Here is a 26,242-nt window from a genome sequence, read left to right as displayed (position 1 = left end):
CCGGCGGCTACAGCGGTTTCAGAAAGTCGAAGAACCCGGGCGTGTGCACCTGCCGCAGCCGGGTGAGCGCGCGGTAGCTGATCAGCCACACGCCGTCGACCCTCCGGTACTCCTCGTGGTAGTGGCCCCAGCCGTGCAGGTGCTCCTCGACCGCTCCGTTCGTCCACCACAGTTGGTCCTCCATCGCCCAGATCCCGGTGGCCGTGGTGTCGGAGGTGAGCGTGATCTCGGGTGTGTGACCGTGGTGCGCGCTGGTGACCGGCGTGCCTCCGTCGAGCAGGTTCTCGATCGCGCGCCGCAGCGGTTCCCGGCCCACCACCCGGTTGGCGCGATCACCGGTCCGCGGCTGGGTGTCCTCGGGCAGGCCGCCCCACGTCTCGCTCACGACGTCCTCGGTGTGCAGCGTGGGATACAGGTCCCATTGCTTGGTGTCCATCACGCGAAGCCGCGCGGCGAAGAGCCGCTTGATCTCCTCGACGGCCAGCAGTTGTTCCGCGGCGGTCAGCGTCAGGGCCGGTTCCGTATGCGTCACAAGGGCTTTCCCTTCACTCGGTAGCGGATCGGTGCAGCCGCACCTCGCGGTCGGCGGTGAGGTCGACGACCAGTTCCCGGCGCGCGATGCGCCACCCGTCCGGCACGCGGCGGTACTCGTCCCGGTAGCGGACGGACACCGTGTAGTCCCGGTATCCGTCGCCGCTCGGGTACACGTGGTGCGCCTCGCAATACAGCTCGCCCCGGGCCCGGTCGCCGTCGAAGTCGATCGCATGCTGGCCGAGGACGTGCCGGGTGGAGTGCAGGTGCGCGACCGCGGCGAGCACCCCCTCGGCGATCGGCCCTGCTCCGGTGAGCACCGGGTCGTGCCCGCGACGGACCAGTCCCGGCGGCTGCACGAACTCGGCGTCGTCGGCGAACAGCGAGCGCAGCACGGCCGGATCGCGCCGGTCGACGGCGCGGGCATACCGTGCGACGACGTCCGCGAGGGCGAGGCGGTCCTCGACGGGGCTGCTCATGCCGGCATTCTCCATCGCCCGCCGGCCGGCGCGCGTCCCTCGTCCCGCTGACCGGACGGCGCCGCGCCGGGGCGGGTGAAGCGCAGGACGGGGCAGGTGCCCGGATGGTCGGTGACGGTCACGACCAGGCCGGCGTTCTCGGTGACGGCGGGGAGCAGCGCGGCATACGTCGCGGCGAGGGCGTCGGCGAACGTGCGGCGGTGCGGTGTCACCGATCGCGCGGCGCCGGGACGCAGCACGGTCGCCGTCCCGGCGCCGGCGGGTGCGCGCTCGCCGGTGATCACCACGTGGTCGAACCGGTCGGCGGTGATCGCATCGTCGTGTTCGCCGACGCCGATCATCACCGCGATGTCCGTGGGGTCGAGCATGGCCTCGGCGGCCTCGGAGAGGACACGCACGGTGCGCGGCAGGCCCTGCGCCGGCATCAGGACGGCACGGTGCCCGGTGCCGACCGCGCTGACCCACGGCCCCAGCAGCGAGAACAGGGGAGCGGTGCGGGTTCCGAGGATGGCCACCGTCCCGGCGTCGTGGTGGGGGCCGCAGTGCCACAGCGCTCCGGACGGTCCGGGGATCCGGTAGGTGGGACGGGCGGCGGTGCCCCAGCCTTCCAGGGACTCCCGGACGCGGTGCAGCGCCGTCAGGGAGGTGACGATGTCGTCCATGACCACGTGCGACGGCAGCACACCGTCGAAGTCCGCGTGGACCGCCTCGGTCAGCGGCTTGTGGTGCCGCACGAGCACGTCGATCATCGCGCGGACGGTCCGGACGCGGTGCGCGGGATCGGTGGCCGGCGCGGTCGCGGGCGCACGGCGCTGCCGATCGAGTACAGCGGAAAGCTGCTCGGGGAACGAGGATTCCATGGGGCCTCCTGTCGTCACCGCCGCGTACCCGCCCGTGCCGGGCGCTAGGTCAGCGACGCTTCGTGGATCTCGCGGTCGAATGCGGGCAGCGGTCCCCCGGCGCGCAGGGTGGTCGCCAGCGCCGGATCGGCCAGGTGCAGCCGGCCGACGGCGATCAGGTCGAACTCCCCGCTGCCGAGACGCCGTTCGAGCTCGGGGATGTTGTCGTCGACCGGTGCCGAGCCGCTGATCCGGCTCTCCCGCAGCGACTTGCCGATGCCGACGCTGCCGACGGCCATCGTCGTGACCCCGGTCAGCTGCTTCGCCCAGCCGGCGAGCGAGAGGTCGCTGCCCTCGAAGGCGGGCGTGTCGAAGCGCCGGATGCTCGCATCGAGGATGTCGACCCCGGCCTCGACGAGAGCACCGAGGATCACCTTCAGCTCGTCGGGCGTCTCGGCGATGCGGGCGGTGTAGTTCTGCTGCTTGTGCTGCGAGAAACGGAACACGATGGGCAGGTCGTCGCCGATCTCGGCGCGCACGGCCTCGACCACCGCAGCGGGAAACCGGGTGCGGCGCTCGAGGTCGCCGCCCCAGGCGTCGGTGCGGGTGTTGGTGCCCTCCCACAGGAACGAGTCCAGCAGGTAGCCGTGCCCGCCGTGCAGCGCGATCCCGTCGAAGCCGACCTCCGCCGCGGCGGCCGCCGCGCGCGCATAGGCGGAGATCACGTCGGCGATGTCCTGCTCGGTCATCGCCTCCGTCGGGCGCGACGCCCGCGCGACGTACTCGGCGGAATACGAGGTGACCCCCGGGGTGCCCCAGCTGCCCGAGGGGCGCATGGGCTTCAGTGCGGGGTCCACGGCGCTCATCGCACCCCACAGCGGCCCGACGTGCCACAACTGCGGGACGATCCGCCCGCCGGCTGCGTGCACCTCGTCCACGACCCGGCGCCAGCCCGCCAGCGCAGCCGCGCCGTGCATGCGGGGTACCCGCGGATTGTCCACGGCCGTCGGATGATCGACGGCCACCCCCTCGGTGACGATCAGGCCGGTCCCGCCCTCGGCCCGCCGGCGGTAGTAGGCGGCGACATCGTCGCCCGGCACGCCGTCGATCGAGTACGACCGCGTCATGGGTGACATGACGATGCGGTTCGCCAGTTCGAGCGAACGCACGCGGAGCGGGCGGAACAGCGGGGAGGAGGAAGCCATGCGGTCGAAAACCTCTCTCGGCAGGACGGTATGGAATCTCCCGCCTCTCGGCGGGACGGTCTGGAAGTGGCCCGCCGGCCGGGTACGACACCGGCCGGCGGGCCCGTGCGGCTCACATTCCCATGCGGTCCGGCCGGCGGCGACCCGGTGTCCCACTCAGTGCGATCGAGGAACGGGCCGGCGTCCCCGGCCGCGTCAGCGCAACTTGATGCTGCCGCCGTCGGCCATCAGCGTCTGGCCCGTCATGTACCTCGAATCGTCGGACGCGAGGAACACGACCACCGGGGCGATGTCCGTCTCGGGATCGCCGATCCGCTGCAAGGGCACCTTCGCCGCCGCGGCGGCCGCCCGGTCGGGGAACGCCTGCTGCCAGGCGAGCACACCTTCCGTGGCGGCGAACGGGCACACGACGTTGACGCGGATGCCGTCGGCCGCCCACTCGTTCGCGGCCACGCGGCTCACCGCCCGGATCGCCTCCTTCGCCGCCGCGTACGACGTCTGCGTCGGCATGCCGTCGAGGGCGGATCCGGAGCCGAAGTTGACGACGGACCCGCGGGCCTGCTTCAACTGCGGGTGGCAGGCCTGCATGAGGTGCACGGTGGGGTAGAAGCCCGTGCCGAACGACAGGTCGAACATCTCCGCGGTGTGCTCGAGCAGCGGGGCCTGGCGGGACGCGTGCGCGTTGTTGACCAGGACGTGGATGCCTCCGAACGCCGCCACGGCGGCGTCCCGGATCCGCTCCGCGCTCTCGCGCCGGGAGATGTCGGCCTGCAGGAACTTCGCCTCGCCGCCGGAGTCGACGAGTTCGGTCTCGAGGGCGTGGCCGCGGTCGTCGTCGACGTCGACGAACAGCACGCGCGCGCCCTCGCGGACGAACACCCGGGTGACGGCGCGCCCGATCCCGCCCGCGCCGCCGGTCACGACGGCGGTTTTTCCGCTCAGTTTCACGACCGTGTCCTTCCGCTCAGGCGCCGACGGTCTCACCGGTGGCCAGCGCGACCTTCTCCAGTTCGGCCACACTGTAGGCCGAGTACGTCTCGTACGGTCCGCGACCGGAGAAGTAGGACGACAGCTGTCCGCCGAGTTCCTCGACGGTGAACGCGGAACCGGCGGCGTCGAAACGGTGCTCGACCTTGGGTGCTTCCATGAGCGCGACCATCTTGCCGTACACGACGAAGACCTGGCCGTTGACCTCGTCGGAGGCGGGGGAGGCGAGGTACCGGACCAGGGTGGCCACTCGCTCGGGCGCGAGCGGGTCCAGGCCCGACGCACCGGTGTTGTTCTCGCCGAACGCGTCCGCCGTCATGGCCGTGCGGGCGCGGGGGCAGATGGCATTGGCTCGCACCCCGTACCGCGACAGGCCCTGGGCGGTCGAGAGGGTCAGGGCCGTGATGCCGGCCTTGGCGGCCGAGTAGTTGGGCTGCCCGGCCGAGCCGAACAGGAACGCCTCGGAGGAGGTGTTGATGACGCGGCCGTAGACCGGGCCGTTTGCGTCCTTCGAAGCCTGCCGCCAGTGCACGGCCGCGGCGCGCGACGTCGCAGCGTGGCCCTTGAGGTGTACCCGGATCACGTCGTCCCAGTCCGACTCGGACAGGTTGAAGATCATCTTGTCGCGCAGGATGCCGGCGTTGTTGACCAGGATGTCCATCGAGCCGAACTCGGTGACCGCGGTGCGGACGAGTTCCTCGCCGAGTGCCCAGTCCGAGACGTCGCCGGTGACGGCGACGGCGCGGCCTCCGACGGCGCGGATCTCGTCGACGACGTCGTGGGCGGCGGCACCCATGTCGTTGACGACGACGGCGGCCCCGGCGTCGGCGAGGGCGAGGGCTTCGGCACGGCCGAGGCCGGCGCCTGCTCCGGTGACGACGGCGGCGCGGCCGTCGAGGGTCAGGTTCTGGGTCATGGTGGGCTCCTTGTGTCCGTGCGGGTATGCAGAACGATGACTGAAAACTAGTATTCATTCTATTGCTTGCACAAGGGTGTTCTCGGACCGCGGTCCCTCGGGTGGGAGGCGGTCCTCGAATCCTGCAGCCAGGCTGGTGGCCTGGCTCCTCGTTCGTCGCTATCCGGCCGTTGATCCAGGAATAGGAATATGTTCTACTGAATCTGCTGTGATCCGCGGCACACACGCGACGATCGTGTGGGCGTGCGCGTCCTCGCCCACCCACGAACTCCGGAAGGACCCGCGATGTCTCTGAACCTGGCCGACCTCACCGAGGCCGTCGTCGATGCGATACCCGACCGGACGGCCCTGAGCTGCGGGGACGAGTCCCGGACGTACGCCGAGTTCGACGCCCGCGCCAACCGGGTCGCGCATTACCTCGCGGCCGTCGGAGTGACCGCAGGTGATCATGTGGGCCTGCACATGCGCAACAGCCTCGAATTCCTCGAGGTCATGTTGGGCTGTTTGAAGATTCGCGCAGTACCCGTGAACATCAACTTCCGCTACGTGGGTGCCGAGCTCGTGCACCTCTACACCGATGCGGACCTCGTGGCACTCGTGCTCGACGACGAGTTCGCCGACGTCGCGGCGCAGGCCGTGCCGCACACCTCACGGCTGCGGCACATCGTCGTCGTCGGAAGCGCGGAGACGGCGGCGCTCGAACAGGCTGCGGCAGGTGCGGGTGCGACCGTGGTGCGGTATGCGGAGGCGGCGGAGAGCGCCTCGGCGGAGAGGGATTTCGGTGAGCGCAGCGGCGACGACCGGTACATCCTCTACACCGGCGGCACGACGGGCATGCCCAAGGGTGTGATGTGGCGGCACGAGGACTTCTACTTCGCGGCGCTGGCCGGCGGCAACCCGTACGGCGAACCGCACCGCAGCCCTGCCGATCTCGCCGCGGCCGCCGCGGCAAACGAGCACCCGATGTCCTATCTCGTCACGGCACCGCTCATGCACGGGGCTGCGATGTATTCGGTGCTGATGGGGTTGTTCACGGGTGCGAAGCAGGTGCTGATGCGGTCGTTCGAGCCGGTGGAGGCGCTACGCCTGATCGAACGGCACCGGATCGCGATCGTGATGGTGGTCGGCGACGCCATCAGCCGGCCGCTGGCCGACGCGGTGGCCGCACGCGGCAAGGAGTTCGACCTGAGTTCGCTGCTGGTCATCGGTTCCGGCGGGGCGCTGTGGTCGGCGAGTGTGCGCGCGCAACTGGCGGAGCTGCTGCCGAACGTCTACCTGCGCAACTCGTTCGGCTCGTCGGAGGCAGGCGCGACCGGCACCCTCGACGTCGGTTCGGACGGCCGTGCCCGGATCTCCCCGTCGCCGACGCTACGGGTGGTCGATACGGATCTGGCCGAGGTCGAGCCCGGCTCGGAGACCATCGGCTACCTCGCGCGCATCGGCCACGTTCCCCTCGGCTACTACAACGACCCGGACAAGTCCGCGGCGACGTTCCCCGAGCGCGACGGCGTGCGCATGTGCCTGCTCGGCGACCTGGCCACCGTGGAGCCGGACGGCTCGATCGTGGTACTCGGCCGCGGCTCGGCGTGCATCAACACCGGCGGCGAGAAGGTCTACGCGGAGGAGGTCGAGGAGGCCGTCTAGAGCCATCCAGCCGTCCTCGATGCGGTGGTGGCTGGAGTTCCGGATCCGCTACTGGGAGAACGGGTCTCGGTGGCCGTCCAGTTCCGTCCCGGTGTGGAAGCGCCCTCGGTCACGGAACTGGCCGATCACTGCCGGACCCTGATTGCCGGGTACAAGATCCCGAAGACGATCGTGCCGGTTCCCGAGGTGATGCGCTCACCGGCGGGGAAGGCGGACTATCGGTGGGCCAAGGCGACGCTCGAGAACGCGACCGTCGACGCCTGACGCCGTCGGACACGGAAGCGGCCGGCCCCACATCCGGGGCCGGCCGTTCCCGGTCTTCGGGGCACGTCAGCGGCCGGCTCGGGCGAGCAGCTCGCGCGCTTCGTCGCGGCCGTCGAGGACCCGTGCGGTGCGCTTGCGGATCCGCCACCGACCGTCGTTCTTGACGAGTTCGAAGCGGTTGGCCGTTACGCGCCAGACGCGGAAGCCGTTCTCGTCGTGACGCAGCAGCTGCGAATGGCAGGTGGCCACGGCCGTGTCACCCTCGACCCGGATGTGCACAGGGTCGAGGAGGTGTCCGCATCCTTCGTGGATGTAGTCCTGGTGCGGCCGCGTGCGCACCATCTCCATGATCTCCCTGCGGCCGTTCATGGTGCGCATGTCGACGTCGTAGACGGCGTCCTCGGTCCACAATTCGCCCACCGCGTCGGCGTCACCGGCATCGACGGCCGGGCCGTAGGCGGTGACGATCTCCTGGACGGCGATCTTGTCCTCGAGGAGCTGGACGCGGGCGAGGAGGGACTGGACGAGCTGTGCGGTGTCGGTCGCTGCGGTGTCGGTCATCGGGTCTCCTGTTCGGACGGTTCGGCCGGGGCGAAGTCCAGCCCCAGGTCGGTGCCGAGTGCCCGCAGGCACTCGAGTTGTTCGCAGTAGTGTTCGACGCCGGTCGCGGCGACGGTCGCCCCCACGACGGTGGCGCCGGCCTCGCGACGGCGTTCCAGGGACCGGACGGTGCGCTCGCGCGCGCCCAGCGGGTCGACGGGCGCCCCGGTGTCGAGGACGACGTCGAAGCCCGCCGGGAGGTCCACCCGGCCCAGCATCGCGGTCAGGTCGGGCAGGGGCAGACCGAACGGCACCCAGCCGTCGCCGTGGGAGACGGCGCGGCGCAGCGAGCGCAGCGTGCGGCCCCCGATCCACAGCGGGACGCGGGGTTGGACGGCGTGCGGCTCCACGAGCAGGTTCTGGAATTCGTAATAGGACCCGTGGTACTCCGGCAGGCGTCGGGACAACGCGGCGCGCAACGCGGCCAGGGCGTCGTCGGCGCGGGCGCCCCGGTCGTCGAACGGGGCGCCGAGGAGGTCGAACTCCTCGCGCAGGCTGCCCACCCCGAGGCCGAGCGTCAGCCGGCCGCCGCTGAGGACGTCGAGGGTGCCGTAGCGTTTGGCGATCGCGAGCGGGTGGTGGTAACCCAGGACGAGCACCTGGGTGGCGAGCCGGATGCGGTGCGTCCGGGCGGCGAGATAGCTCAGGGTGGCGAGCGGGTCCCAGTAGGTGCCTCCGCGGGTGTCCGCAATGTCCACCGGCACGGCGACGTGCTCACTGCAGGTCAGATGGTGGAAGCCGAGCCGGTCGGCGGTCCGGGCCACCCGGACGAGGTCGTCGACGCCGGCGGCGCGTTCCCACGGTGAGTGCACGCCGGGGTGCTGGACCACGACGGGGCTGACGATTCCGATGCGCATGAGAGCCTCTCCGCTGCCGGGACTGGGAGGGTGTCGGTCCGTTGTACCGGACGGCATCGCTCCGTCGCGGTCGACGTTCCGATGAGCGGGATCCGGGTCGATCGTGGACGCGAGGCGCGTCAGGGTCGCAGGCGGGAGATTCGCGCCGCCGATCACTACTGGTGGTGAGAGTGAGCTGATACACTTTCAGAATTCATTTCAGTTTTCCCGCTCCCACCCCGGGAGCAGATGTATCGGGAGGCCGCAGATGGCAGTCGTCGAAGCAACGGAACCGACAGCTACCTCCGCCCCGCGGCGCGACGTGCCGCCGTCGATGGTCGAACGGATAACACTCATCCTCGACGCGTTCGAGGGCCGGTCCTCGCGGCTGACGCTGGAGGAGGTGGCCTGCCGCACCCGGCTGCCCCGCTCGACCGTGCACCGCATCCTCGATCAGCTCGTGAAGCTGAACTGGGTCGATCACGCATCCTTCGGCTACTGCCTCGGCCGGCGGGCGCTCGGCCTCGGCGGCGGGGACGGCGGCCACGGGGAGATCCGGGCGTCGGCGGCGCCGCTCCTGCACGAGCTGCACATGCAGACCGGCATGGTGGTCCACCTCGCCGTCCTCGACGGCGCCGAGAGCGTCTACCTCGACAAGGTCGGCGGCCGCTTCGCCGCGGCGCTGCCCTCGCGGGTCGGCGGCCGGGCACCGGCGTACACCACTGCCGGCGGCAAGGCGATGCTCGCGTGGCTCGAGCCCGAACGCGTGGACGACCTGTACGAGCGGCGCCTGGCCCGCCGCACCGAGCACACCATCGGTGACCTTGCGACCCTGCACCAGGAACTCAGCCGGATCCGGCAGCGGCGCGGTCTGTCGTTCGAGCGCAGCGAGTCCGTACGCGGCGTTGCCTGCGTCGCCGTCGCGGTGCGCGGGCACGACGGTCCGGTCGCCGCGATCTCGCTGTGTGGCGACGCCCGCACCGCGCAGCTCGAGCGGGTCGCGCCCCTCGTGGTGGATGCCGCCCGGGAGGTCTCCCGCAGCCTCTACCCGGAACTCGGCGCCCCGCGCCGGGGCCGCAGGGCGCCCGAACCGCCCGAGAGCACGTGGTCCCCGGACGCGATGGACCGGTTGCTGTCGGTCCAGAGCGGGCAGTGGCTCTAGCGACCAGCGGCGCCAGCGGTCACCAGCTCTGATCGAGACCGCGGCCTGGGCCCCGCCGACAGCGGTTCGTCGGCGCGTCCTGCGCCGCCCCCGGCGGACTGCACCCAGACCGTCGGCGCGCGTGATCCGGCGCCCAACATGTCGAGGATCGGCTGCAGCCGCCGGCGGAACAGCCGATACGGTATGCCGCGGTCCGCGGCACTCCCAGTCGACTTCTGTCCGTGCCGGTGCACTCGAATTCGGTTTCGGACGGGCGTGTCATTGCCGCGGATCGGTGACACCTGCTGGTTCGACGCCTCAGTTCCGCACCGCATCCGATCGGTCGCAACCGAGCCCTCCGAGGCGCTCGTGGTGACCAACGATGTTCCCGTGCAACAGCGGGACAACGAGGGCATGGCGGGCAGGCGGTCGACCCGACCGAGGATGTGATCGCCGAGGCCGTGTCGGCCGAGCACCACAGGCGCATGGCCGCCGTGCTCGACGACTTCACTGCCGCCGCTGCACCGGTGTTCGAGCGGATGGCCCGGCTGGGACACATCAGGATCTGCGCAACGACCTGGATTCCAGCCAAGTGGCCTTCGTGACGGCGGCTGCCATCCGCGGGGTGGAGGAGGTGTGACCACCGACCACTGAATTCACCAGGCACACAGCGGTCTTCACCGGTTTACTACCGACACCGCCGGATCAGGGCGCATGAAGTGCCGACGGGAGTACCCGGAGCAACCCCCGCGCCGAGCGGATGTCGGATGCTCTCCTCGCGCGGCGCCAGTCCGTGCCTGCTTCTCGGGCGCGCGGTACCCAGCTCGCGCGCGTTCCGTGCGGCGCTCGGCCCGGCTGCCACCGCGAGTGCTCGTGCGGGGTCCGGGCTGCAATCCGCTGCAACGTTGAGTGGGCTCGCCCCCTCTCCCTACATTCGTGGCCTGGGTTACACGGCGTGAGACGAGAACCGTCCCGAAGTCTCGTCACGCTCGGGGCCTGAACCTGTGCGGCCGGCCCTCAGACAGAAAGTAGAGGAGAGCAATGGCGCTGAACAAGAGTGCATTACTGAGCGCGTATCGGAAGATGTCGGAGATCCGCGAATTCGAGGACCGGTTGCACGAGGAGAACGCGACCGGCGACATCCCGGGGTTCATCCACCTGTACTCGGGGCAGGAAGCGATCGCAGTCGGTGTGTGCGAGAACCTGAACGACACCGACTACATCGGCTCCACCCACCGCGGGCACGGCCACTGCATTGCCAAGGGGTGTGACCTCGACGGGATGATGGCCGAAATCTTCGGCAAGAACGACGGATTGTGCCACGGCAAGGGCGGATCGATGCACATCGCCGACCTGTCGGTCGGCATGCTCGGCGCGAACGCGATCGTCGGCGGTGCCCCGTCGCTGGCGATCGGCGCTGCGCTGAGCGCCAAGACCCTGGGGAACGGCGGTGTCGCGGCCTCGTTCACCGGCGACGGCGGATCCAATCAGGGCACCGTGTTCGAGGCCATGAACATGGCGGTCGTGCTCGAGTTGCCGATCGTCTTCGTCATCGAGAACAACGGATTCGGTGAGGCCACCGGCCGCGACTACGCGGTCGGCACACCGAGTATCGCTGGGCGGGCCGCGTCGTTCGGGATGCCCGCCACCACCGTCGACGGTACCGACTTCTTCGAGGTCCACGAGGCAGCGCGCGAGGCGGTCGAACGAGCCCGCAGGGGAGGCGGTCCCTCCACCATCGAGGCGGTGGCACACCGCTGGCACGGCCACTTCGAGGGCGACGCCCAGCTGTACCGCACCGCGGACCAGGTCGCCGAACTCCGCAGGACCCAGGATCCGCTGGTGAAGTTCCGCGCGAAGGTCGACGGCAAGAAGGTCACCGCGAAGGAACTCGATGCGATCGACGCCGAGGCTCGTGAACGGGTCGACGTCGCCGTCACGAAGGCGCGAGCTGCCGAGTACCCGCCGCTGACGAACCTGCTGACCGACGTCTACGTGTCGTACTGAGAGAGAGAACGAAAATGACCACGTCGAAGACGACATATCGCGAAGCGATCAAGGCCGCACTCGCACAGGAGATGCAGCGGGACGCGACGGTCGTGCAGATCGGTGAGGACCTGCGCGGTGGTCACGCCGGCACCAATCCGGAACTCGAGTCCGGGAAGGTGGAGGCGTTCGGCGGTGTGCTGGGGGTGACGAAGGGTCTGTGGACCGAGTTCGGTTCCGACCGTGTCATCGACACCCCGATCACCGAGTCCGCGATCATCGGCATGGCAGCCGGCGCTGCTCTGACCGGGCTGCGGCCGGTGGCCGAGTTGATGTTCATGGACTTCTTCGGAGTCTGCTACGACGCGCTCTACAACCAGGCGGCGAAGTTCCGGTACATGTTCGGCGGCAAGGCCCGTACCCCGCTGGTGGTGCGGGGCATGATCGGCGCCGGATTCTCCGCCGCCGCTCAGCACTCGCAGTCACCGTACAACGTGTTCGCCGCCGTTCCCGGCCTCAAGGTCGTCGCCCCGTCGAACGCCTACGACGCCAAAGGCCTGCTGATCCAGTCGATTCGCGACGACGATCCGGTCGTGTTCTGCGAACACAAGACACTCTACGACGTTAAGGGCGAGGTTCCGGACGAGCCGTACACGATCCCGTTCGGTGTCGCCAACTACACCCGTGAAGGCACGGACGTCACGATCATCGCGCTGTCGGCGATGGTGAACGCCGCCAACGCCGCCGCGGACAAGCTGGCCGCCGAGGGGATCTCCGTCGAGGTCGTCGACCCCCGCACGGTGTCGCCGCTCGACGAGGAGGGCATCCTCGAATCCGTGGCGTCCACCGGCCGGGTAGTGATCGCCGACGAGTCCGCGGCGCGCTGCGGGTTCGGTCACGACGTCGCCGCGCTGATCGCGACGCGTGCTTTCGGGTCACTGAAGGCGCCGATCGAACTGGTCACCCCGCCACACACTCCGGTGCCGTTCTCCCCGGTCCTCGAGCAGGCGTGGCTGCCGAACGCGGCTCGGATCGAGGCCGCCGTCCGCAAGGTTGTGAGTGCCTGACATGAGTGAGATCAAATTGATCGAAGTTCCGAAGTGGGGCCTGTCCATGGAGGAAGGCACCGTGGCGGAGTGGCTGGTCGAGGAGGGAGCGTCCTTTTCGAAGGGCGACCTGATCTGCGAGATCGAGACCAGCAAGATCGCCAACCAGTTGGAGGCGCCGTTCGACGGGGTGCTCCGACGGGTCGTCGCCAAGCCGGGGGAGACGTTGCCGGTCGGTGCGGTGCTGGCGGTGTCGGCCGAGGCTGCAGTCTCCGACGCCGAAATCGAGGAATTCCTCGCCGGCATCGGGGCGGATCAGGTGCCGACCCCGGCCGAGTCCGGGCGCTCACCGGCCGGACAGCCCGCCCCCGCGCAGCCGGATCTCGAGAGCAGCCCGCCGGCGCCGGCGGCCCACGAATCGGTACCGGTGACCGGGGCGACCACCGGGTCCCGTCAGCGGCCCGGTGCGACGATCGTTCCCGATGCCCTGCGAGGACGGACGAACGGTGACGTGTTCGCGACCCCGCACGCCCACCGCTTGGCGGACGAGTTGTCGATCGACCTGGCCCGTGTGACGGGGACCGGCCGGGACGGCCGGATCTCCGTTGCCGACATCCACGACACGATCCGGGCGGCCGGTGGAACCGTCGCACAACCGCCGTCGCCGACGCGGTCAGGTATACCGGGACGTTCCTTCGAGGACGACAGCACCGTCCCGGCCACCCCCGTGGCCCGACGTCTGGCCGCATCCCTCGGGATCAACCTGCACGACTGCCGGGCCACCGGGTCACGCGGCCGGGTGTGTGAGGCCGACGTCCGCGAGGCCGAGTGCCGGTTCCGGCTGCAACCGGAAGTCGTCGCAGCGCCCGAACCCGTCGCGGAGGCGGAGTTCGAGACGATTCCGTTCACCGCGATGCGCAAGGCGATCGGGCAGCGGTTGCAGGAGTCGAAACGCAGCGCCCCGCACTTCCGGCTCACCGCGGACCTGCAGATCGACGATCTTCTGGCCTTGCGGGCAAAGATCAATGCAACCGTTCCGGCCGTCAAGCTGTCGGTCAACGATTTCGTCGTCAAGGCGTGTGCCGCGGCGCTGCGGAAGGTGCCCGATGTCAACGTTCAGTTCGACGAGGCGACACAGTCGGTGCTGCGCTATGCAAGTGCCGACATCTCGGTGGCTGTCGCACTGCCGTCGGGTCTGATCACCCCGATCGTGCGCGGCGCCGACGGCAAGACTCTCGCCGAGATTTCCGGGGAGGTGCAGTCACTGGTGACCAAGGCCAAGACCGGGAAACTGGCGGTCGACGAGTTCCAGGGCGGCACCTTCACGGTGTCCAATCTCGGCATGTTCGGTGTGCGGGAATTCGACGCGATCATCAACCCACCGCAGGGCGCCATCCTCGCGGTCGGTGCCGCACAGGAGCGTCCCGTCGTTGTCGACGGTCAGGTCGTTGCGCGCACGATGCTCACCGTCACGCTCTCGTGCGACCACCGGGTGATCGACGGCGCGCTCGGCGCGACCTTCCTGCGAGAACTCCGGCGTTTCGTCGAGTCACCCGCGCTGATGCTGGTCTGAGAGGTACACCATGACAGAGAAATACGACGTCCTCGTCGTCGGCAGCGGGCCGGGTGGCTATGTCGCCGCAATCCGTGCCGCGCAGCACGGTCTGCGCACCGCCGTCGTCGAGCGGGACCGGCTCGGCGGGATCTGCCTGAACTGGGGGTGCATCCCTACCAAAGCGTTGCTGCACGGTGCCGATGTCGCCCACACGCTGGCGAACCTTCGGCCGCTCGGGTTCAGTGCGAGTGGTGTGGAATTCGACATGGCACGCCTCGTCGAGTTCAGCCGGTCGGTGTCGGGGCGACTGTCCGACGGCATCGGCTACCTGATGAAGAAGAACGGCATCGACGTCGTCCGGGGGTCGGCGCGGCTGCTCGACAAGGGAGTCGTCGCAGTGACGGCCGCGGACGAGTCGGTGTCCGAGTATCGGGCCGACCACGTCATCCTGGCCACCGGAGCCCGGCCGCGTTCGGTTCCCGGTGTCGTGCCTGACGGCGACCGGGTCTGGACATACTTCGATGCTCTGGTCCCGTCGGAGCTGCCGAAGTCATTGCTGGTCATCGGATCCGGTGCCATCGGCGTCGAATTCGCGAGTCTGTACAACGATCTCGGGACTGACGTCACCCTCGTCGAATTGGCCCCGCAGATCATGCCGGTCGAGGATGCTGCCGTCGCAGGCCATGTACGGCGGCAGTTCGAGAAGCGAGGCATCGGGATTCACACCGGCGCCTCGGTGTCCGAACTGACGGTCGGCACGGATGCCGTCACCGTGGCCGTCCGGTCGGCCGACGGAACGATCGATGAAGCGACCGTGGACAGAGTTCTCGTTGCGGCCGGAATCCAGGGCAACGTCGAGGGTCTCGGCCTCGAGGAACTCGGTGTCGAAGTCGATCGCGGATTCGTCACCACCGACCAGTGGTGTCGCACTACCGCATTCGGCGTGTACGCGATCGGTGACGTGGCGGGCGCACCCTGCCTCGCCCACAAGGCCAGCCACGAAGCCGTGCTGTGTGTGGACAAGCTCGCCGGTGCGGATCACGTCCGGCCGTTGGACCGCGACTACGTTCCGGGCTGTACCTACGCGAGGCCGCAGGTCGCCAGCCTCGGTCTCACCGAAGAACGAGCGCGTGCGACCGGCCGTCGCCTGCAGATCGGGCAGTTCGATCTGCAGGCGTCCGGAAAGGCGCGCGCGATCGGCGAAGCCGACGGCTTCGTGAAGACGATCTTCGACGCCGACAGCGGCGAACTCCTCGGTGCCCACATGGTCGGCCCGGATGTCACCGAGCAGATTCAGGGATTCGGCATCGCTCGATCCCTGGAGGCGACCGCCGACGATCTCGCCGAGGTCGTCTTCGCGCACCCGACACTATCGGAGGCGATGCACGAATCGGTTCTGGCCGCACTGGGCCGTCCGATCAACATGTAGCAAGTCCCGCCGAACCGCGGACCCGGGTGGGACCGTGGTTCGGCGGGAACTCACGCCCAGGAATCGAACAAAACGTGAATCCCATACCTGGAACATCACCCGAGGGGCCGGTTCCGTCGGGCCGCAGATTGCTTCGACTGGAGGTCCGCAATGCGCAAACCCCCATCGAACGCAAGCCGAACTGGATCAAGACCCGCGTCAAGACGAGTCCTGCGTACGCCGAACTCGAGAGCCTGGTCGAACGCGAAGGACTGCACACGGTGTGTGCGGAAGCCGGCTGCCCCAACATCTTCGAATGCTGGGAAGACCGCGAAGCCACGTTCCTGATCGGCGGTCGGCAGTGCACGCGCCGCTGCGACTTCTGCCAGATCGACACCGGCAAACCCACCGACCTCGACCGGGACGAGCCCCGCCGCGTCGCCGAGTCCGTGCACGCGATGGGACTTCGGTACTCCACCATCACCGGGGTTGCCCGCGACGACCTGCCCGACGGCGGCGCCTGGCTCTACGCCGAAACCGTCCGACAGATCCACGCCCTCAACCCCGGGACCGGCGTCGAGAATCTCGTCCCCGACTTCAGCGGAAGGCCCGACCTGCTGGCCGAGGTGTTCGACTCCCGGCCCGAGGTGCTCGCCCACAACCTCGAGACCGTGCCGCGGATCTTCAAGCAGATCCGCCCCGCGTTTCGCTACGAACGCTCGCTCGGTGTGCTCGCCGCGGCCCGCGACTTCGGCCTGATCACCAAGTCGAACCTGATCCTCGGTATGGGGGAGACCCCACAGGAAGTGCAGCAGGCGATGATCGACCTGCACGATGCCGGCTGCGACATCCTCACCATCACCCAGTATCTGCGTCCCTCGCCGCGGCACCACCCGGTAGAGCGGTGGGTCGAGCCGGAAGAATTCGTCGAGTACTCGAAGGCCGCCGAGGAGGTCGGTTTCGCCGGCGTCCTGGCGGGGCCGCTCGTGCGTTCCTCGTACCGCGCCGGCCGCCTCTACGCCGACGCCATGGCTCACCACCGCCGTGAACTCGCGGCTCCCCTCAGCCATCTCGCCGAAGCGCACCCGTCAGGAGATTGACTACATGAGTTCCGCTATCGAAGACAACCGCATCATCGAATTCGCCCGTCGCGGGCTGCCGTACGGGGGCGGAAGTCCCGGCGACCTTCTGGTCGAATTCGGTATGACCCCAGCCGATTATCTGATCCGGTTGGGTGAGATCCTCGACAGCCCTGTCGCCTTACGACTGCACCCCCGGCTACGTGCGGACCTGCGCAACTTCGTCGCTGCGCGCACCCCTGCGCCGCGCGCCGCGCCGAATCGGAGCGACCAGGTTCGGAGAGGATCCCGGTCCGCCGCGGTGTGAGCCCCGGGAGCAGGGCACGCGTGCCCCCAGATTCGTCGACACGGAGGCGGCGGGGTTCGGAGCGAGATGTTCGCAGGCGGAATGTCACCTGATCACACGGACTTCGACACCGTCCGCGAACCGGTACGGCTGGGGCGTCAGCACAGGGCCGAGGCTCTTGCGCAGCCGGGAGACCTCGGCGCGGACGGCAACGATGTGGTCCCGGTCGCCGAACAGGGCCTCGCTCAACGACGCGGCATCGATACCGGCCGATCGGGTACGTGCCAATACCCTCAGAATCTGCGCGTGCCGCGGTGACAGGGCACGCGTCCATTCCATCTCCCCCCGCACCGTCGCCCGAGGGGCCGCCCCCAGGTCGAGTTCGAGTTCGATGGCCGTCCGTTCCGCGCGGCGGCGCACCAACCATGCGTCACCGAGCGGTTCGGGTACGCAAAGTCCGAGACCGGGCACGAGCAGTGGTCGGTCGGCCTCCGGTGATGCCAGTCGTTCGGGAACGCCGATGCCGCTGGCTGCCACGACCCAGCCGTGACCGTCCACGACGACAGCAGGCCCGCACGTCCTTGCGAGCACCGGCGCCGCGTCAGTACGGAGCCTGTCGAGGTGGGCGGCATGCTCGCGCCAGAGCATCGACTCAGCCAACCGCACAGCCGTCTGCACGAGGGCCACGGTGGCCGGATGCACCGACATCGCCGACCCGCTGAGATCCAGTACGCCGAGTACCTCGCCGGAGCGTGGATCGTGGACCGGTGACCCCGTACACGACCAGCCGTAGTGGGACCGCGCATAGTGTTCGGCCGAGAAGAGCTGTACCGGAGCGTCCTCGACCAGCGACGTGCCGACAGAATTGGTGCCTACCGACTTCTCCGACCAGCGGGCGCCTTCCACGAATCCGAGGACGTCAGCTTCCCTCTGCACGTCGCGTGCACCCTCTCGCCACAGCACCACCCCGTCCGAGTCGGCGACGACCACGATGAAGTTCGCGTCGCTCGCCACCTCGGTCAAGGCGCCGCGTAGCTCGGGCAGAACCGACGTCAGGGCACTTCGTGCACGGCGAGCTTCGAGTTCGGAGACGTCCGCGAGTACGACGTCCTCACACCGGGCGGGACTGACACCGTCTGCCCGAAGACGCGACCACGACCGGGCGACAACGTCACGCGGAGGCACCGGCGGCGTCCGACCGGACATCACCGCGTCGTGGACGTCGCTCAACAATCGGGCGCGTCGCGACAAGTCTTCACCGGAACCGAAAGCGAGCAACCGTTGGCGCGCCGAACTGGCCCTACTCACACCGTTCAGCCTACCGTCAGGAGTGTGAGCCGCACCATGGCCCCTGCCGTCTGCGGCCATCACGAACGCGGAAGTCGTCGACGATCTCACGCACTCGTCGAGGAGTGGTTCGTTGCCGGCGCCTGCGACGGATTCAACCTGATGTGTCCGGCGTATCCGGATTCGCTGGACGACTTCGTCGACCTCGTCGTCCCGGAACTGCAGCGCCGCAGCCTGTTTCGCGCCACGTACCCGGGTACCACGTTGCGCGACAGTCTGGGACTGTGGTCCTTCGCGTAAAGGCGCTCGGGTGATGGCGCCGCTCGGGTAGTGGACAGCGGGTTATGGGTCCTGCTCGTCGAGCACCCGCCCGATGAAGCCACCGAGTCGAGTCTCGAGGTGGCGGATCCGAGTCTCGGTGGGCAGTGCTCGATCGGGCTGATTGCCAGGCAGTGGCAGCAGCTCTCGCACATACAGTGAGCACGCGAAGTTGCTGCACATGTAGGTTCCGACGCTGTTTCCGGCCTTGCCGCCGGCGCCGGCCTTGCGTGCCGTGAACAGCGCCGTTCCGCCGATGCGGTGAACGGCGTGGCAGATGGTGCACATCGTGCTGCGCGGCCGGGAGCTGTCGGTCTCGGCCTGTCGCAACTCGATTCCGACCACCTGCCCGGCGTGCTGGGCAATCAGATACGCGCGAAGCGGGGCTCGGGGGTCCGTCCAGCCGAAGAAGTCGAGTTCCGCCCAGCGCACGGTGTCGAAGTCGGGCGGGAACGTCACCGTCCTGATCTTGCTGCGCGAGCTGTTGACGAACGATCCGAGGACGTCGTCGCGGGACGGTGCCTGCATCACCACTATTCCTTCCACGTTTGATTCATGAAACAAGTGGAGTATAAACTCGCGGGCATGGGTCGCCACAAGGATGTCGAGCGTCGGCGCGCGCTCCTCGAGGGCTGCTGCGCCTACGCCGAGGAGCAGGGGCTGTTCGGTCTCACCCTCCGCCCGCTGGCCGATCGGCTCGAAACGTCGACCCGAAATCTCCTCCACCACTTCGGCAGTCGTGAGAACCTGATCGTCGAGATCGTCGACCGCACCCTGGTGACCCATCTGACCGCGTCGCGGGATCTGCTCCTGCGGATCCGCGATCTCTCGGCCGACGAGTCGTCGCCGTCGGCGACCGCCGCCCACGTGACCGCCGTGATCTCGCAGGGGCTCGAGATGGCGTGGGCGGAAGCGCACACGCCGGATGGGCGCCGGCGAACCGCCATGTTCTTGGAGATCTATGCCGCGGCGACGCGGGATCCCGAGCTGCAGCAGACATTCCTCGTCCCGGTGGTGACGGAATGGGTCGACCCCATGGCCGCGGCGATCGAGGCCGCGGGCGCGTCACCGGGCGCGGCCCGGTCCGTCGCCTCGCGCATCCTCGCGGCCCATCGAGGTCTTCTCCTCGAGGATCTCGCGCTCGGCTGCAACGTCGCCACCGATGCCGCGCATCGGGACGCCGTCCTGGCGGTCCGTACCGAGATCTCCCGTGCGACTTCCTCGGGCGGGGAAGGGGTCCATGACCCGGCGGAGTGAGCAGCCCGCCAGTCGTTCGTCGCGATCTCGTTCGCACCGCTGTTCCGGGCTTTCCCGGCGTCGCCGGGGTCGCCGGCCGGCCTGGTATCGAGCCCCGGCTCGATCGGCTGACCGGCACGAGCTGCCGGACCTTTCCTGGGCAACTGTTCTCACCAGGCTTGCAATCTTCGACACACCGGTCTTGCTAACGATAACGATTATCAGTAGCTTCTGTGGCGCTGGGTACTGCGGGAGATGCGAGCGGAAGGCCACGTGTGGCACACCTACTGCTGGTGGAGAGCTGGGTCGGCGCAATGGGAACGTTGCTGCCGAGAGCGATTGCCGACCTGGGAGTCGAGTTCACGTTCCTGACCCGACGGCCGGAGCACTACCCGGACACCCTGCCGGACGGTTCCCCGCATCCGCTGCGTCTCGGTCGCGCGGTAGCGACTGCCGAGACCAACGATCCGGCTGCCGCACTCGAGGCGGCGCGGCGGATCGATGCCGAGGCAAGGATCGACGGCGTCCTCACCAGCTGCGACTACTACCTGCCGACCGCCGCGCGAATTGCCTCCGCACTCGGACTTCCCGGTCCGACACCCGAGGCGATCGAGACCGCCTGCGACAAGGCGCGCACCCGGGCGGTGTTGGATTGCGTCGGTGTCCCGGGGCCGCGGCACACCACCGCGTCGGTCGACGACACGATCCGGCTCCGTACCGCGGCCGAGTCGGTGGGATTCCCCTTGGTGGTCAAACCCACCGATCTGTGTGCGGGAATGTTCGTGCGACGCGCGGACAGTTGGCTGGATGTCGAGTCGGCGGTGCACGCGCTGCGGGGGTTCGAGATCAATGCGCGCGGGCAGCGGCGGAACTCGACGGTGTTGCTCGAGGAGTTCCTCACCGGCCCGGAATTCAGTGTGGAGAGCTGGATTTCGCGCGGCAAGGTCCACACGGTCGGCGTGACCGACAAGAGCTTGGGTGGGGCGTCGGGTTTCGTGGAGACCGGGCACATGTTCCCGGCCGACCTGGCTGAGGGGGACCGCGCGAGAGTGGTGGCCGCCGCGGAGGAGGCGATCGATGCGGTGGGTCTCGATCACGGTGTGGTGCACACCGAACTACGCCTGACCGCCGCCGGGCCGCGGATCATCGAGATCAATCCACGGCCGGCCGGCAATCAGATCACCGAGCTGATCCGGCATGTGAGCGGAGTCGACCTGCCGCGGGTGGCGGTCGAGCTCGCACTGGGACGCGAGCCGATCGTCCCGACGGTCCCGGACGAGGACCGTGACGGCGGACGGCCCTCGAGCGCAGCCGTGAGCATGCTGGTGCCGACGAGGGCGGGTGTTGTCACCGGAATCGAGGGAGTGGACACCGTCGCAGCCGATCCGTCGGTGGTCTCGGCGGCGTTCAAGGGGCCCGGTCACCGAACCACGCCGGGAATGGACAACAACAGCTACCTGGGCAGCGTCGTCGTCATCTCGCCGGAGCGGTCCGGGGCCCGCCCGCTGGCGGAGCGCCTGTTGTCGTCGATCTCCGCCACATACGGCGAGGAGCCGGCGTCATGACCGCCGCCTCAGCGATCGGTACCGTGACGAACGGTCGCCTGGCTGCGCTTCTCGAGCGCTACCGCACCGACCCTGCCCGGCGTCCCGCGCGCGACGTGGTGGTGTCGGTTGCGTTCACCACGTCACAGGGAGTACGGCACGGCGGGCGCAGTGGCGGCTACCGCAACCAGGTGATCTCGCTGCGGGTGGGGGCTGCGACGGGCTCGTGCGCGGTCGAGCCGGGCTCGGTGGATCCGGAGATCGTGCACGCGTGCGCAGGGGTGGCGGTGGCCGATCTGCTGCACCATGCCGAGATCGCCGTGCAGATCGCCGCACTCGACGCTTACCTGACGCACCAGCGCCCGCACTCGGGTGAGCCCCGCGCAGTGACGGTGCAGCTGGATTCCGGGGATTCGCTGCAGCGTTCGCTGGCCCGGGCGCATCACGTGACCGGGCTGGTCGACGCACCACCCGACGGGCGGGTGCTGGTGATCGGAGTGGTCAACTCGCTGCTCGTCAGCTTGCGCGAGCGCGGGCTGCGGTACGTGCCGTGTGATCTGAAGGGCGGCACCACCGAGTGGGGTGAGCCGATCGTTACCGACTTCGCCGAGCATCTCGACGAGTGTGATGCGGTGCTGGCCAGCGGAATGATGCTGGGCAACGGCACCGTCGACACCTTGTTCGCGCGGGTGGCAGGGTCCGGCCGGCGGCTTCCGGTCACGATGTTCGCCCAGAGTGGCGCCGCGGTCGCCCGGGAGTTGCTCGGACGCGGCATCGACGCACTCTCCGCCGAGCCGTACCCGTTCTTCTGGCTGACCGGGGACGCCGGCCCGATCTACCTGTACCACGGGTCGCGTGCACGATGACCGTGATCGATTCGCCGGCGCGGGTGGGGAACAGCCCACTCGTGCGCATCCTCACCCCGGTGCCGAACCCGCATCCGGGCTACTTCGCGAAGATCGAGTCGCTCGGCTTCGGTGGGCTCAAGGCGCGGTCGGCCCTGTCGATGCTGGCCGGTGCCCGGCGACGCGGGGAACTGCGTGACGGCGCGCGGATCGTCGAATCCACCAGCGGCACTTTGGGGGTCGGGCTGGCATACGTGGCACAGCCACTCGGCCACCCCGTCACCCTGGTGGTGGACTGCGAGCTCGAACCCGCCATGCGCAATCTGCTGTGCGCGCTGGGTGCCACCTTGGAGATCGTGGGCCGTCCGCACCCGGAGGGCGGGTGGCAGCAGGCCAGGCTCGACGTCCTGCACCAAATTCTTGCCGCCGACCCGGATGCGTACTGGCCCAACCAGTACGACAATCCCGACAACGCCGTGGGCTACCACGGGCTCGCCGACGAGATCGTCGCGGGCCTGGCCGCACAGGGTATCGAGCGGGCCGAGGTGCTTGTGTGCAGTGTGGGCACCGGCGGCCACAGCAGCGGAGTGGGTCTGCGGTTGCGGCAGGTGTGGCCGGACCTGCGGATCATCGGGGTCGATGCGGTGGGGTCGACGATCTTCGGACAGCCTGCCGCCTGCCGGGTCATGCGGGGACTGGGCAGCAGCGTGCATCCGGGCAATGTGCGATACGAGATGTTCGACGAGGTGCACTGGGTCGGCCCGCGCGAGGCAGTGCACGCCTGCCGCAGCCTGGCGCGGGACGGGTTCCACACCGGCGGCTGGTCGACGGGTGCGGTGGCCACGGTGGCCGGGTGGGCGGCCACCCGCTGGCCGGGCCCGGTGGTCACCGTCTTTCCGGACGGCCCCGACCGCTACCTGCGCACCATCTTCGACGACGACTGGTGCGCTCGGCACGGCCTGCTCGCTCCGCCGCGAACACATCCGCACGAGATCGCCGAGTGCGGTGACCCGGCGGAGTGCTGGACGCGGTGCGAATCCGTGCGGGCCCCGCACCCGTCGGCGAGGGACCGGATGGAGACGGCGCGATGAGCCTGACCTGGTCGGTGAGCACCCTCGCCCTGGCCCGGCCGTTCCGGATCAGCCGGGCGGTGATGTCGTCCCGCCAGGCGGTCACGGTCACCGTGACCGATCCCGAAACGGGATCGTGCGGCCGCGGCGAGGTCGTCACCTCCGTGTTCGCGGGCCTGGACGTGCACCACATCGAGACCCAGCTGCGGGCAGTCGCGGCGTACTGCGGTGCCCGAGGGATCCCCGAAACGATTCCGGCACAGGTGCACCCGGCGGTTGCCGGCGCCGTGTGGTCCGCCGTCGCCGACTACCGGGCACGTGTGAACAGGCAGACGGTCGCTGCGCACCTCGGGTTGCCGCTGCCCGCCGAGATCCCGATCTCCCGCACCCTCGGAATCGGTGCGCCCCAGGACATGGCCGCCGAGGCCGCCGAGTTGTCCGGGCGTGGGTTCGCTCTGCTGAAGGTCAAGACCGACGCCGACCCGACCGAATCGGTACGGCGGCTGGCTGCCATCGCCGCTGCCGCTCCAGGCGTGGATCTGATCGTCGACCCGAACGAAGCGTGGACCGCGGCCACCGCCCTGTCGGTGCTCGCCGACAGCGGTGGTCTGCCGATCGTCGCGCTCGAACAACCGCTGCCGGTGCACGACCGCGACGGAATGCGGGAGCTGCGCAGCCGCACCGATCTTCCGCTCGTCGCGGACGAGGCCGTCCACGGCCTGGCGGACCTGGACGAGCTGACCGGCCTCGCGGACGTGGTGAACATCAAACTCGCCAAGTGCGGCGGCATCTACCGCGCCCACGCACTGGCCGCGGCGGCCGGCGCGCGCGGAATGGAGGTGATGCTCGGCTGCCTGGTGTGCAGCTCGCTGGGTATCGCCCCCGCGGCGCAGCTGGCGTCCCTGGCCCGATGGTGCGACCTGGACGGGCACCTGCTGCTCGCCCGAGACCCGTGGGCCGGCCTCGGGGGTGAAGACGGAAAGCTGCGCCCGAGCGGCCTGCCCGGACTCGGCGTGTACCGACCCGACAACGAGGAAACGCGATGACCGCCAACGACTCCCCGGCAGGGACATTCGCTCTGCTGCGCAGCTTCCCCCGCTCGGTACAACTGCTGGTGCTCAACCAGTACGGCGTCAACACCGGTTTCTACATGCTGGTGCCGTACCTGTCCATGCATCTGACCGGGAACCTGGGTCTGTCCCTGACGATCACCGGCCTGGTCCTCGGGGTGCGTACCCTCAGCCAGCAGGGCTTGTTCCTGATCGGGGGCACCGCTGCCGACCGGCTCGGACCCCATCGGGTCATCATCGCCGGCTGTGCCCTGCGGTCGGTGGGCTTCGCAGTGTTCGCTGTGGGCACCAGCGTGCCGCTGCTGCTTCTCGCCTCAGTTCTGTCGGGATTGGCTGGGGCTCTGTTCAATCCGGCCGTGCGCTCCTACATCGCGGTCGCCGAACCCCGGCGCCGGGCGGAGGCATTCGCGGTCTTCAACGTCTTCGCACAGGCGGGGGCACTGTCCGGACCGCTGATCGGCAGCGCGCTGCTGACGGTGGACTTCCGTACCGTCGCCGTCGCCGCGGCGGCCGTCTTCGCCGCCCTCACCCTGGCGCAGTTGCGGTTTCTGCCCTCCCACCCGGTGGACCGCGCCGAGACGACGGTGCTCCGCGGCTGGGGTGCGGTGCTGGCCGACCGCCGGTTCGTGCTGTTCACCGTGACCATGCTCGGGATGTTCGCCCTGCAGACGCAGATGTACCTGGTGTATCCGGTGCTGGCCGGGCGGATCACCGACTGGAGTGGGGCAGTGGCGGTGCTGTTCCTGTCCACCACCGTCTTCGGTCTGCTCGCCCAGGTGCGGCTGACCCGATGGTTCGATCGCCACACCAGCCGGGGCACGGCCATCACGGCGGGGCTGATGTTGATGGGCGCCGCGTTCGTGGTGGCACTGCCGGTCCTGTGGGGCGAACCCTCCCACGGCGCGGGACGGATCGGGCTGACGCTGGCGCCGTTGTTGCTTTCCGCCCTGATCCTCGAAGCGGGCATCCTGATCGCGCAGCCGTTCGTGATGGAACTGATCCCGGCATACGGGGCGTCGAACATCTCCGGAACTCTGTTCGGGATGTTCTACCTGGTCTCCGGGGTGGCCGCCGCCGCCGGCAATGCGTTGATCGGGTACGGCCTCGACCTGGGCAACGGGTGGCCCGGTGCGCTGGTGTGCGTCGCCCTTGCGTGGGGTTCGGCCACCGGGATCTGGCTGTTGCACCGCCGCGGCCTGCTCGCCGACCAGGCCGGAGCGCGGACATGACCACGGCTGCAGGGGCTCGGAACCTGTTGACGGACAACCCCGCTCTGTACGAGGCACGATTCCCCGACCCCGACCACAGTGCCGCCCGGTTCGTCGACGACATTCTCGCGACCTACCTGACCTCCGACGACGCGGCGCCGCGGACACACCCGGCGACGGTGCTGGACCTGGGCTGCGGCACCGGCCGCGACCTGGGATACCTGGCCCGGCGGGGATACCGTTGCCTGGGCATCGACCAATCCCCGGCGATGGTGCGATACGCGCAACAACAGTATCCCGGCGTGAGAGCCGCGGTCGGCGACCTGCGCACCTTCGAGGTCGACGCGAGCGTCGACGCCATCGTCTGCCTCGACAGTGCCCTGCTGTACTGCCACACCGACGCCGAGCTGGAATCGTGCCTGCGCTGCTGCCGCAGGCACCTACGTCCCGGTGGGTTGCTGATCGCCGAAATGCGCAACGGCGCCTTCTTCCTCGGCAACCCCGAACTCCTCGACGGCCCCACCCACTCGGCCTTCTCCTGGCACGGTCACACCTGGCGGGCGGAGACCACCCTGTGGATCGACCACGCCGCACAGCTGCTACGCCGCCGCCGGCAGTGGCAGATCCCCGAGTGCACCGAGCCCCTCGTCCAAACCTCGGCGTGGCGGCTGCTGTTTCCGCTGGAGCTGACCGGCCACCTGCAGCGCGCCGGATTCGTGGTTCGGGCACTGTTCGACACGCCCGGACCCCGCACCGAGACCGGCTGGCCGGGACGAGGAACCGATCTCGGCGGCACTGCTCTCTGCGGCGACCGGCTGCACGTGATCGCCGAGGCCGTCTGATTCACCCCCACGCTCCACCC

25 protein-coding genes and 2 pseudogenes are annotated in these 26,242 nt (G+C 69.2%); 17 read left to right on the top strand and 10 right to left on the bottom strand.

Going from position 1 to position 26,242, the window contains the following annotated elements; genetic code table 11:
- Positions 1-7: 7 nt before the first annotated feature.
- The 6 genes from HFP48_RS22910 to HFP48_RS22885 all read right to left on the bottom strand — a co-directional run bounded on the left by HFP48_RS22910 (position 8) and on the right by HFP48_RS22885 (position 4,957).
- The gene (locus HFP48_RS22910; protein WP_006931593.1) at positions 8-532 is read right to left on the bottom strand and encodes a nuclear transport factor 2 family protein; all 525 of its coding nucleotides are present in this window, start codon (positions 530-532) and stop codon (positions 8-10) included.
- 13 nt (positions 533-545) lie between these two features.
- The gene (locus HFP48_RS22905; protein ID WP_168580102.1) at positions 546-1,010 is read right to left on the bottom strand and encodes a nuclear transport factor 2 family protein; all 465 of its coding nucleotides are present in this window, start codon (positions 1,008-1,010) and stop codon (positions 546-548) included.
- Positions 1,007-1,870 carry an aldehyde dehydrogenase gene (locus HFP48_RS22900; RefSeq protein ID WP_006931589.1) on the bottom strand — a complete coding sequence of 288 codons (864 nt, stop codon included), beginning with the start codon at positions 1,868-1,870 and terminating at the stop codon, positions 1,007-1,009. The genes HFP48_RS22905 and HFP48_RS22900 overlap by 4 nt, the downstream gene beginning before the upstream one ends.
- A gap of 44 nt (positions 1,871-1,914) precedes the next feature.
- Positions 1,915-3,054, bottom strand: a complete 1,140-nt coding sequence (locus tag HFP48_RS22895; protein WP_168580101.1) for a 12-oxophytodienoate reductase — start codon at positions 3,052-3,054, stop codon at positions 1,915-1,917.
- 195 nt (positions 3,055-3,249) lie between these two features.
- Positions 3,250-4,002, bottom strand: a complete 753-nt coding sequence (locus HFP48_RS22890) for an SDR family NAD(P)-dependent oxidoreductase (protein WP_006944197.1) — start codon at positions 4,000-4,002, stop codon at positions 3,250-3,252.
- A 16-nt stretch (positions 4,003-4,018) separates the two neighbouring features.
- Positions 4,019-4,957, bottom strand: a complete 939-nt coding sequence (locus HFP48_RS22885; RefSeq protein ID WP_006944199.1) for a 3-oxoacyl-ACP reductase — start codon at positions 4,955-4,957, stop codon at positions 4,019-4,021.
- 285 nt (positions 4,958-5,242) lie between these two features.
- Here HFP48_RS22885 and HFP48_RS22880 point away from each other — a divergent pair.
- Positions 5,243-6,865, top strand: a pseudogene (locus tag HFP48_RS22880) (acyl-CoA synthetase).
- A gap of 66 nt (positions 6,866-6,931) precedes the next feature.
- On the opposite strand, the gene HFP48_RS22875 reads toward HFP48_RS22880, so the two are convergent.
- Both HFP48_RS22875 and HFP48_RS22870 read right to left on the bottom strand, forming a co-directional pair.
- Positions 6,932-7,426 (bottom strand): nuclear transport factor 2 family protein, encoded by a 495-nt coding sequence (locus HFP48_RS22875; protein WP_050035890.1) that lies wholly within the window; start codon positions 7,424-7,426, stop codon positions 6,932-6,934.
- Complete coding sequence (locus tag HFP48_RS22870; RefSeq protein WP_168580100.1) at positions 7,423-8,322, bottom strand: TIGR03619 family F420-dependent LLM class oxidoreductase; 900 nt, start codon at positions 8,320-8,322, stop codon at positions 7,423-7,425. The genes HFP48_RS22875 and HFP48_RS22870 overlap by 4 nt, the downstream gene beginning before the upstream one ends.
- 247 nt (positions 8,323-8,569) lie before the next feature.
- Between HFP48_RS22870 and HFP48_RS22865 the strand changes: the two genes are divergently transcribed.
- The 8 genes from HFP48_RS22865 to HFP48_RS22830 all read left to right on the top strand — a co-directional run bounded on the left by HFP48_RS22865 (position 8,570) and on the right by HFP48_RS22830 (position 16,823).
- Positions 8,570-9,463 (top strand): IclR family transcriptional regulator, encoded by an 894-nt coding sequence (locus HFP48_RS22865; RefSeq protein ID WP_168580099.1) that lies wholly within the window; start codon positions 8,570-8,572, stop codon positions 9,461-9,463.
- 425 nt (positions 9,464-9,888) lie between these two features.
- Positions 9,889-10,047, top strand: coding sequence for a hypothetical protein (locus tag HFP48_RS22860; protein ID WP_168580098.1), 159 nt, complete (start codon positions 9,889-9,891; stop codon positions 10,045-10,047).
- 436 nt (positions 10,048-10,483) lie between these two features.
- The gene (locus HFP48_RS22855; RefSeq protein WP_006944220.1) at positions 10,484-11,449 is read left to right on the top strand and encodes a thiamine pyrophosphate-dependent dehydrogenase E1 component subunit alpha; all 966 of its coding nucleotides are present in this window, start codon (positions 10,484-10,486) and stop codon (positions 11,447-11,449) included.
- Positions 11,450-11,463: 14 nt separating this feature from the next.
- Positions 11,464-12,495, top strand: coding sequence for an alpha-ketoacid dehydrogenase subunit beta (locus tag HFP48_RS22850; RefSeq protein ID WP_006944221.1), 1,032 nt, complete (start codon positions 11,464-11,466; stop codon positions 12,493-12,495).
- 1 nt (position 12,496) lies between these two features.
- Positions 12,497-14,047 (top strand): 2-oxo acid dehydrogenase subunit E2, encoded by a 1,551-nt coding sequence (locus HFP48_RS22845; protein WP_102799502.1) that lies wholly within the window; start codon positions 12,497-12,499, stop codon positions 14,045-14,047.
- A gap of 10 nt (positions 14,048-14,057) precedes the next feature.
- Positions 14,058-15,458: a dihydrolipoyl dehydrogenase gene (lpdA, locus tag HFP48_RS22840; RefSeq protein ID WP_168580097.1), complete on the top strand. Its 1,401-nt coding sequence runs from the start codon at positions 14,058-14,060 to the stop codon at positions 15,456-15,458.
- 74 nt (positions 15,459-15,532) lie between these two features.
- Positions 15,533-16,537: a lipoyl synthase gene (gene lipA, locus HFP48_RS22835; protein ID WP_044476367.1), complete on the top strand. Its 1,005-nt coding sequence runs from the start codon at positions 15,533-15,535 to the stop codon at positions 16,535-16,537.
- 4 nt (positions 16,538-16,541) lie between these two features.
- Positions 16,542-16,823: a DUF3263 domain-containing protein gene (locus HFP48_RS22830; protein ID WP_006944226.1), complete on the top strand. Its 282-nt coding sequence runs from the start codon at positions 16,542-16,544 to the stop codon at positions 16,821-16,823.
- An 84-nt stretch (positions 16,824-16,907) separates the two neighbouring features.
- Here HFP48_RS22830 and HFP48_RS22825 read toward each other — a convergent pair whose 3' ends face one another.
- Positions 16,908-18,035: a GAF domain-containing protein gene (locus HFP48_RS22825; protein ID WP_180986965.1), complete on the bottom strand. Its 1,128-nt coding sequence runs from the start codon at positions 18,033-18,035 to the stop codon at positions 16,908-16,910.
- A gap of 171 nt (positions 18,036-18,206) precedes the next feature.
- Between HFP48_RS22825 and HFP48_RS22820 the strand changes: the two are divergent.
- A pseudogene (locus HFP48_RS22820) lies at positions 18,207-18,389 on the top strand (nitrilotriacetate monooxygenase); the annotation flags it as partial.
- 42 nt (positions 18,390-18,431) lie between these two features.
- On the opposite strand, the gene HFP48_RS22815 reads toward HFP48_RS22820, so the two are convergent.
- Positions 18,432-18,935 (bottom strand): FBP domain-containing protein, encoded by a 504-nt coding sequence (locus HFP48_RS22815; RefSeq protein ID WP_029545972.1) that lies wholly within the window; start codon positions 18,933-18,935, stop codon positions 18,432-18,434.
- 27 nt (positions 18,936-18,962) lie between these two features.
- Here HFP48_RS22815 and HFP48_RS22810 point away from each other — a divergent pair, with 27 nt between their 5' ends.
- The 7 genes from HFP48_RS22810 to HFP48_RS22780 all read left to right on the top strand — a co-directional run bounded on the left by HFP48_RS22810 (position 18,963) and on the right by HFP48_RS22780 (position 26,222).
- Entirely contained in the window at positions 18,963-19,664 is a 702-nt protein-coding gene (locus HFP48_RS22810; protein WP_232334153.1) for a TetR/AcrR family transcriptional regulator, read from the top strand.
- Between the two features lie 254 nt (positions 19,665-19,918).
- Positions 19,919-21,208 carry an ATP-grasp domain-containing protein gene (locus HFP48_RS22805; RefSeq protein ID WP_006944236.1) on the top strand — a complete coding sequence of 430 codons (1,290 nt, stop codon included), beginning with the start codon at positions 19,919-19,921 and terminating at the stop codon, positions 21,206-21,208.
- Positions 21,205-22,053, top strand: coding sequence for a hypothetical protein (locus tag HFP48_RS22800; protein WP_006944243.1), 849 nt, complete (start codon positions 21,205-21,207; stop codon positions 22,051-22,053). The genes HFP48_RS22805 and HFP48_RS22800 overlap by 4 nt, the downstream gene beginning before the upstream one ends.
- Positions 22,050-23,123, top strand: a complete 1,074-nt coding sequence (locus HFP48_RS22795) for a pyridoxal-phosphate dependent enzyme (protein WP_029545965.1) — start codon at positions 22,050-22,052, stop codon at positions 23,121-23,123. Before HFP48_RS22800 ends, HFP48_RS22795 begins: the two co-directional genes overlap by 4 nt.
- Positions 23,120-24,148 (top strand): enolase C-terminal domain-like protein, encoded by a 1,029-nt coding sequence (locus HFP48_RS22790; RefSeq protein ID WP_065923388.1) that lies wholly within the window; start codon positions 23,120-23,122, stop codon positions 24,146-24,148. Before HFP48_RS22795 ends, HFP48_RS22790 begins: the two co-directional genes overlap by 4 nt.
- Complete coding sequence (locus HFP48_RS22785) at positions 24,145-25,401, top strand: MFS transporter (RefSeq protein WP_102799503.1); 1,257 nt, start codon at positions 24,145-24,147, stop codon at positions 25,399-25,401. The genes HFP48_RS22790 and HFP48_RS22785 overlap by 4 nt, the downstream gene beginning before the upstream one ends.
- The gene (locus tag HFP48_RS22780; protein ID WP_006944257.1) at positions 25,398-26,222 is read left to right on the top strand and encodes a class I SAM-dependent methyltransferase; all 825 of its coding nucleotides are present in this window, start codon (positions 25,398-25,400) and stop codon (positions 26,220-26,222) included. The genes HFP48_RS22785 and HFP48_RS22780 overlap by 4 nt, the downstream gene beginning before the upstream one ends.
- Positions 26,223-26,242: the final 20 nt, after the last annotated feature.

It is taken from the genome of Rhodococcus sp. DMU1 (assembly GCF_012272955.1).
Taxonomy (GTDB): Bacteria; Actinomycetota; Actinomycetes; order Mycobacteriales; family Mycobacteriaceae; genus Rhodococcus; species Rhodococcus aetherivorans.
The sequence above is the reverse complement of the archived record's forward strand: the minus strand, read 5'-3'. Positions and strand labels throughout refer to the sequence as shown.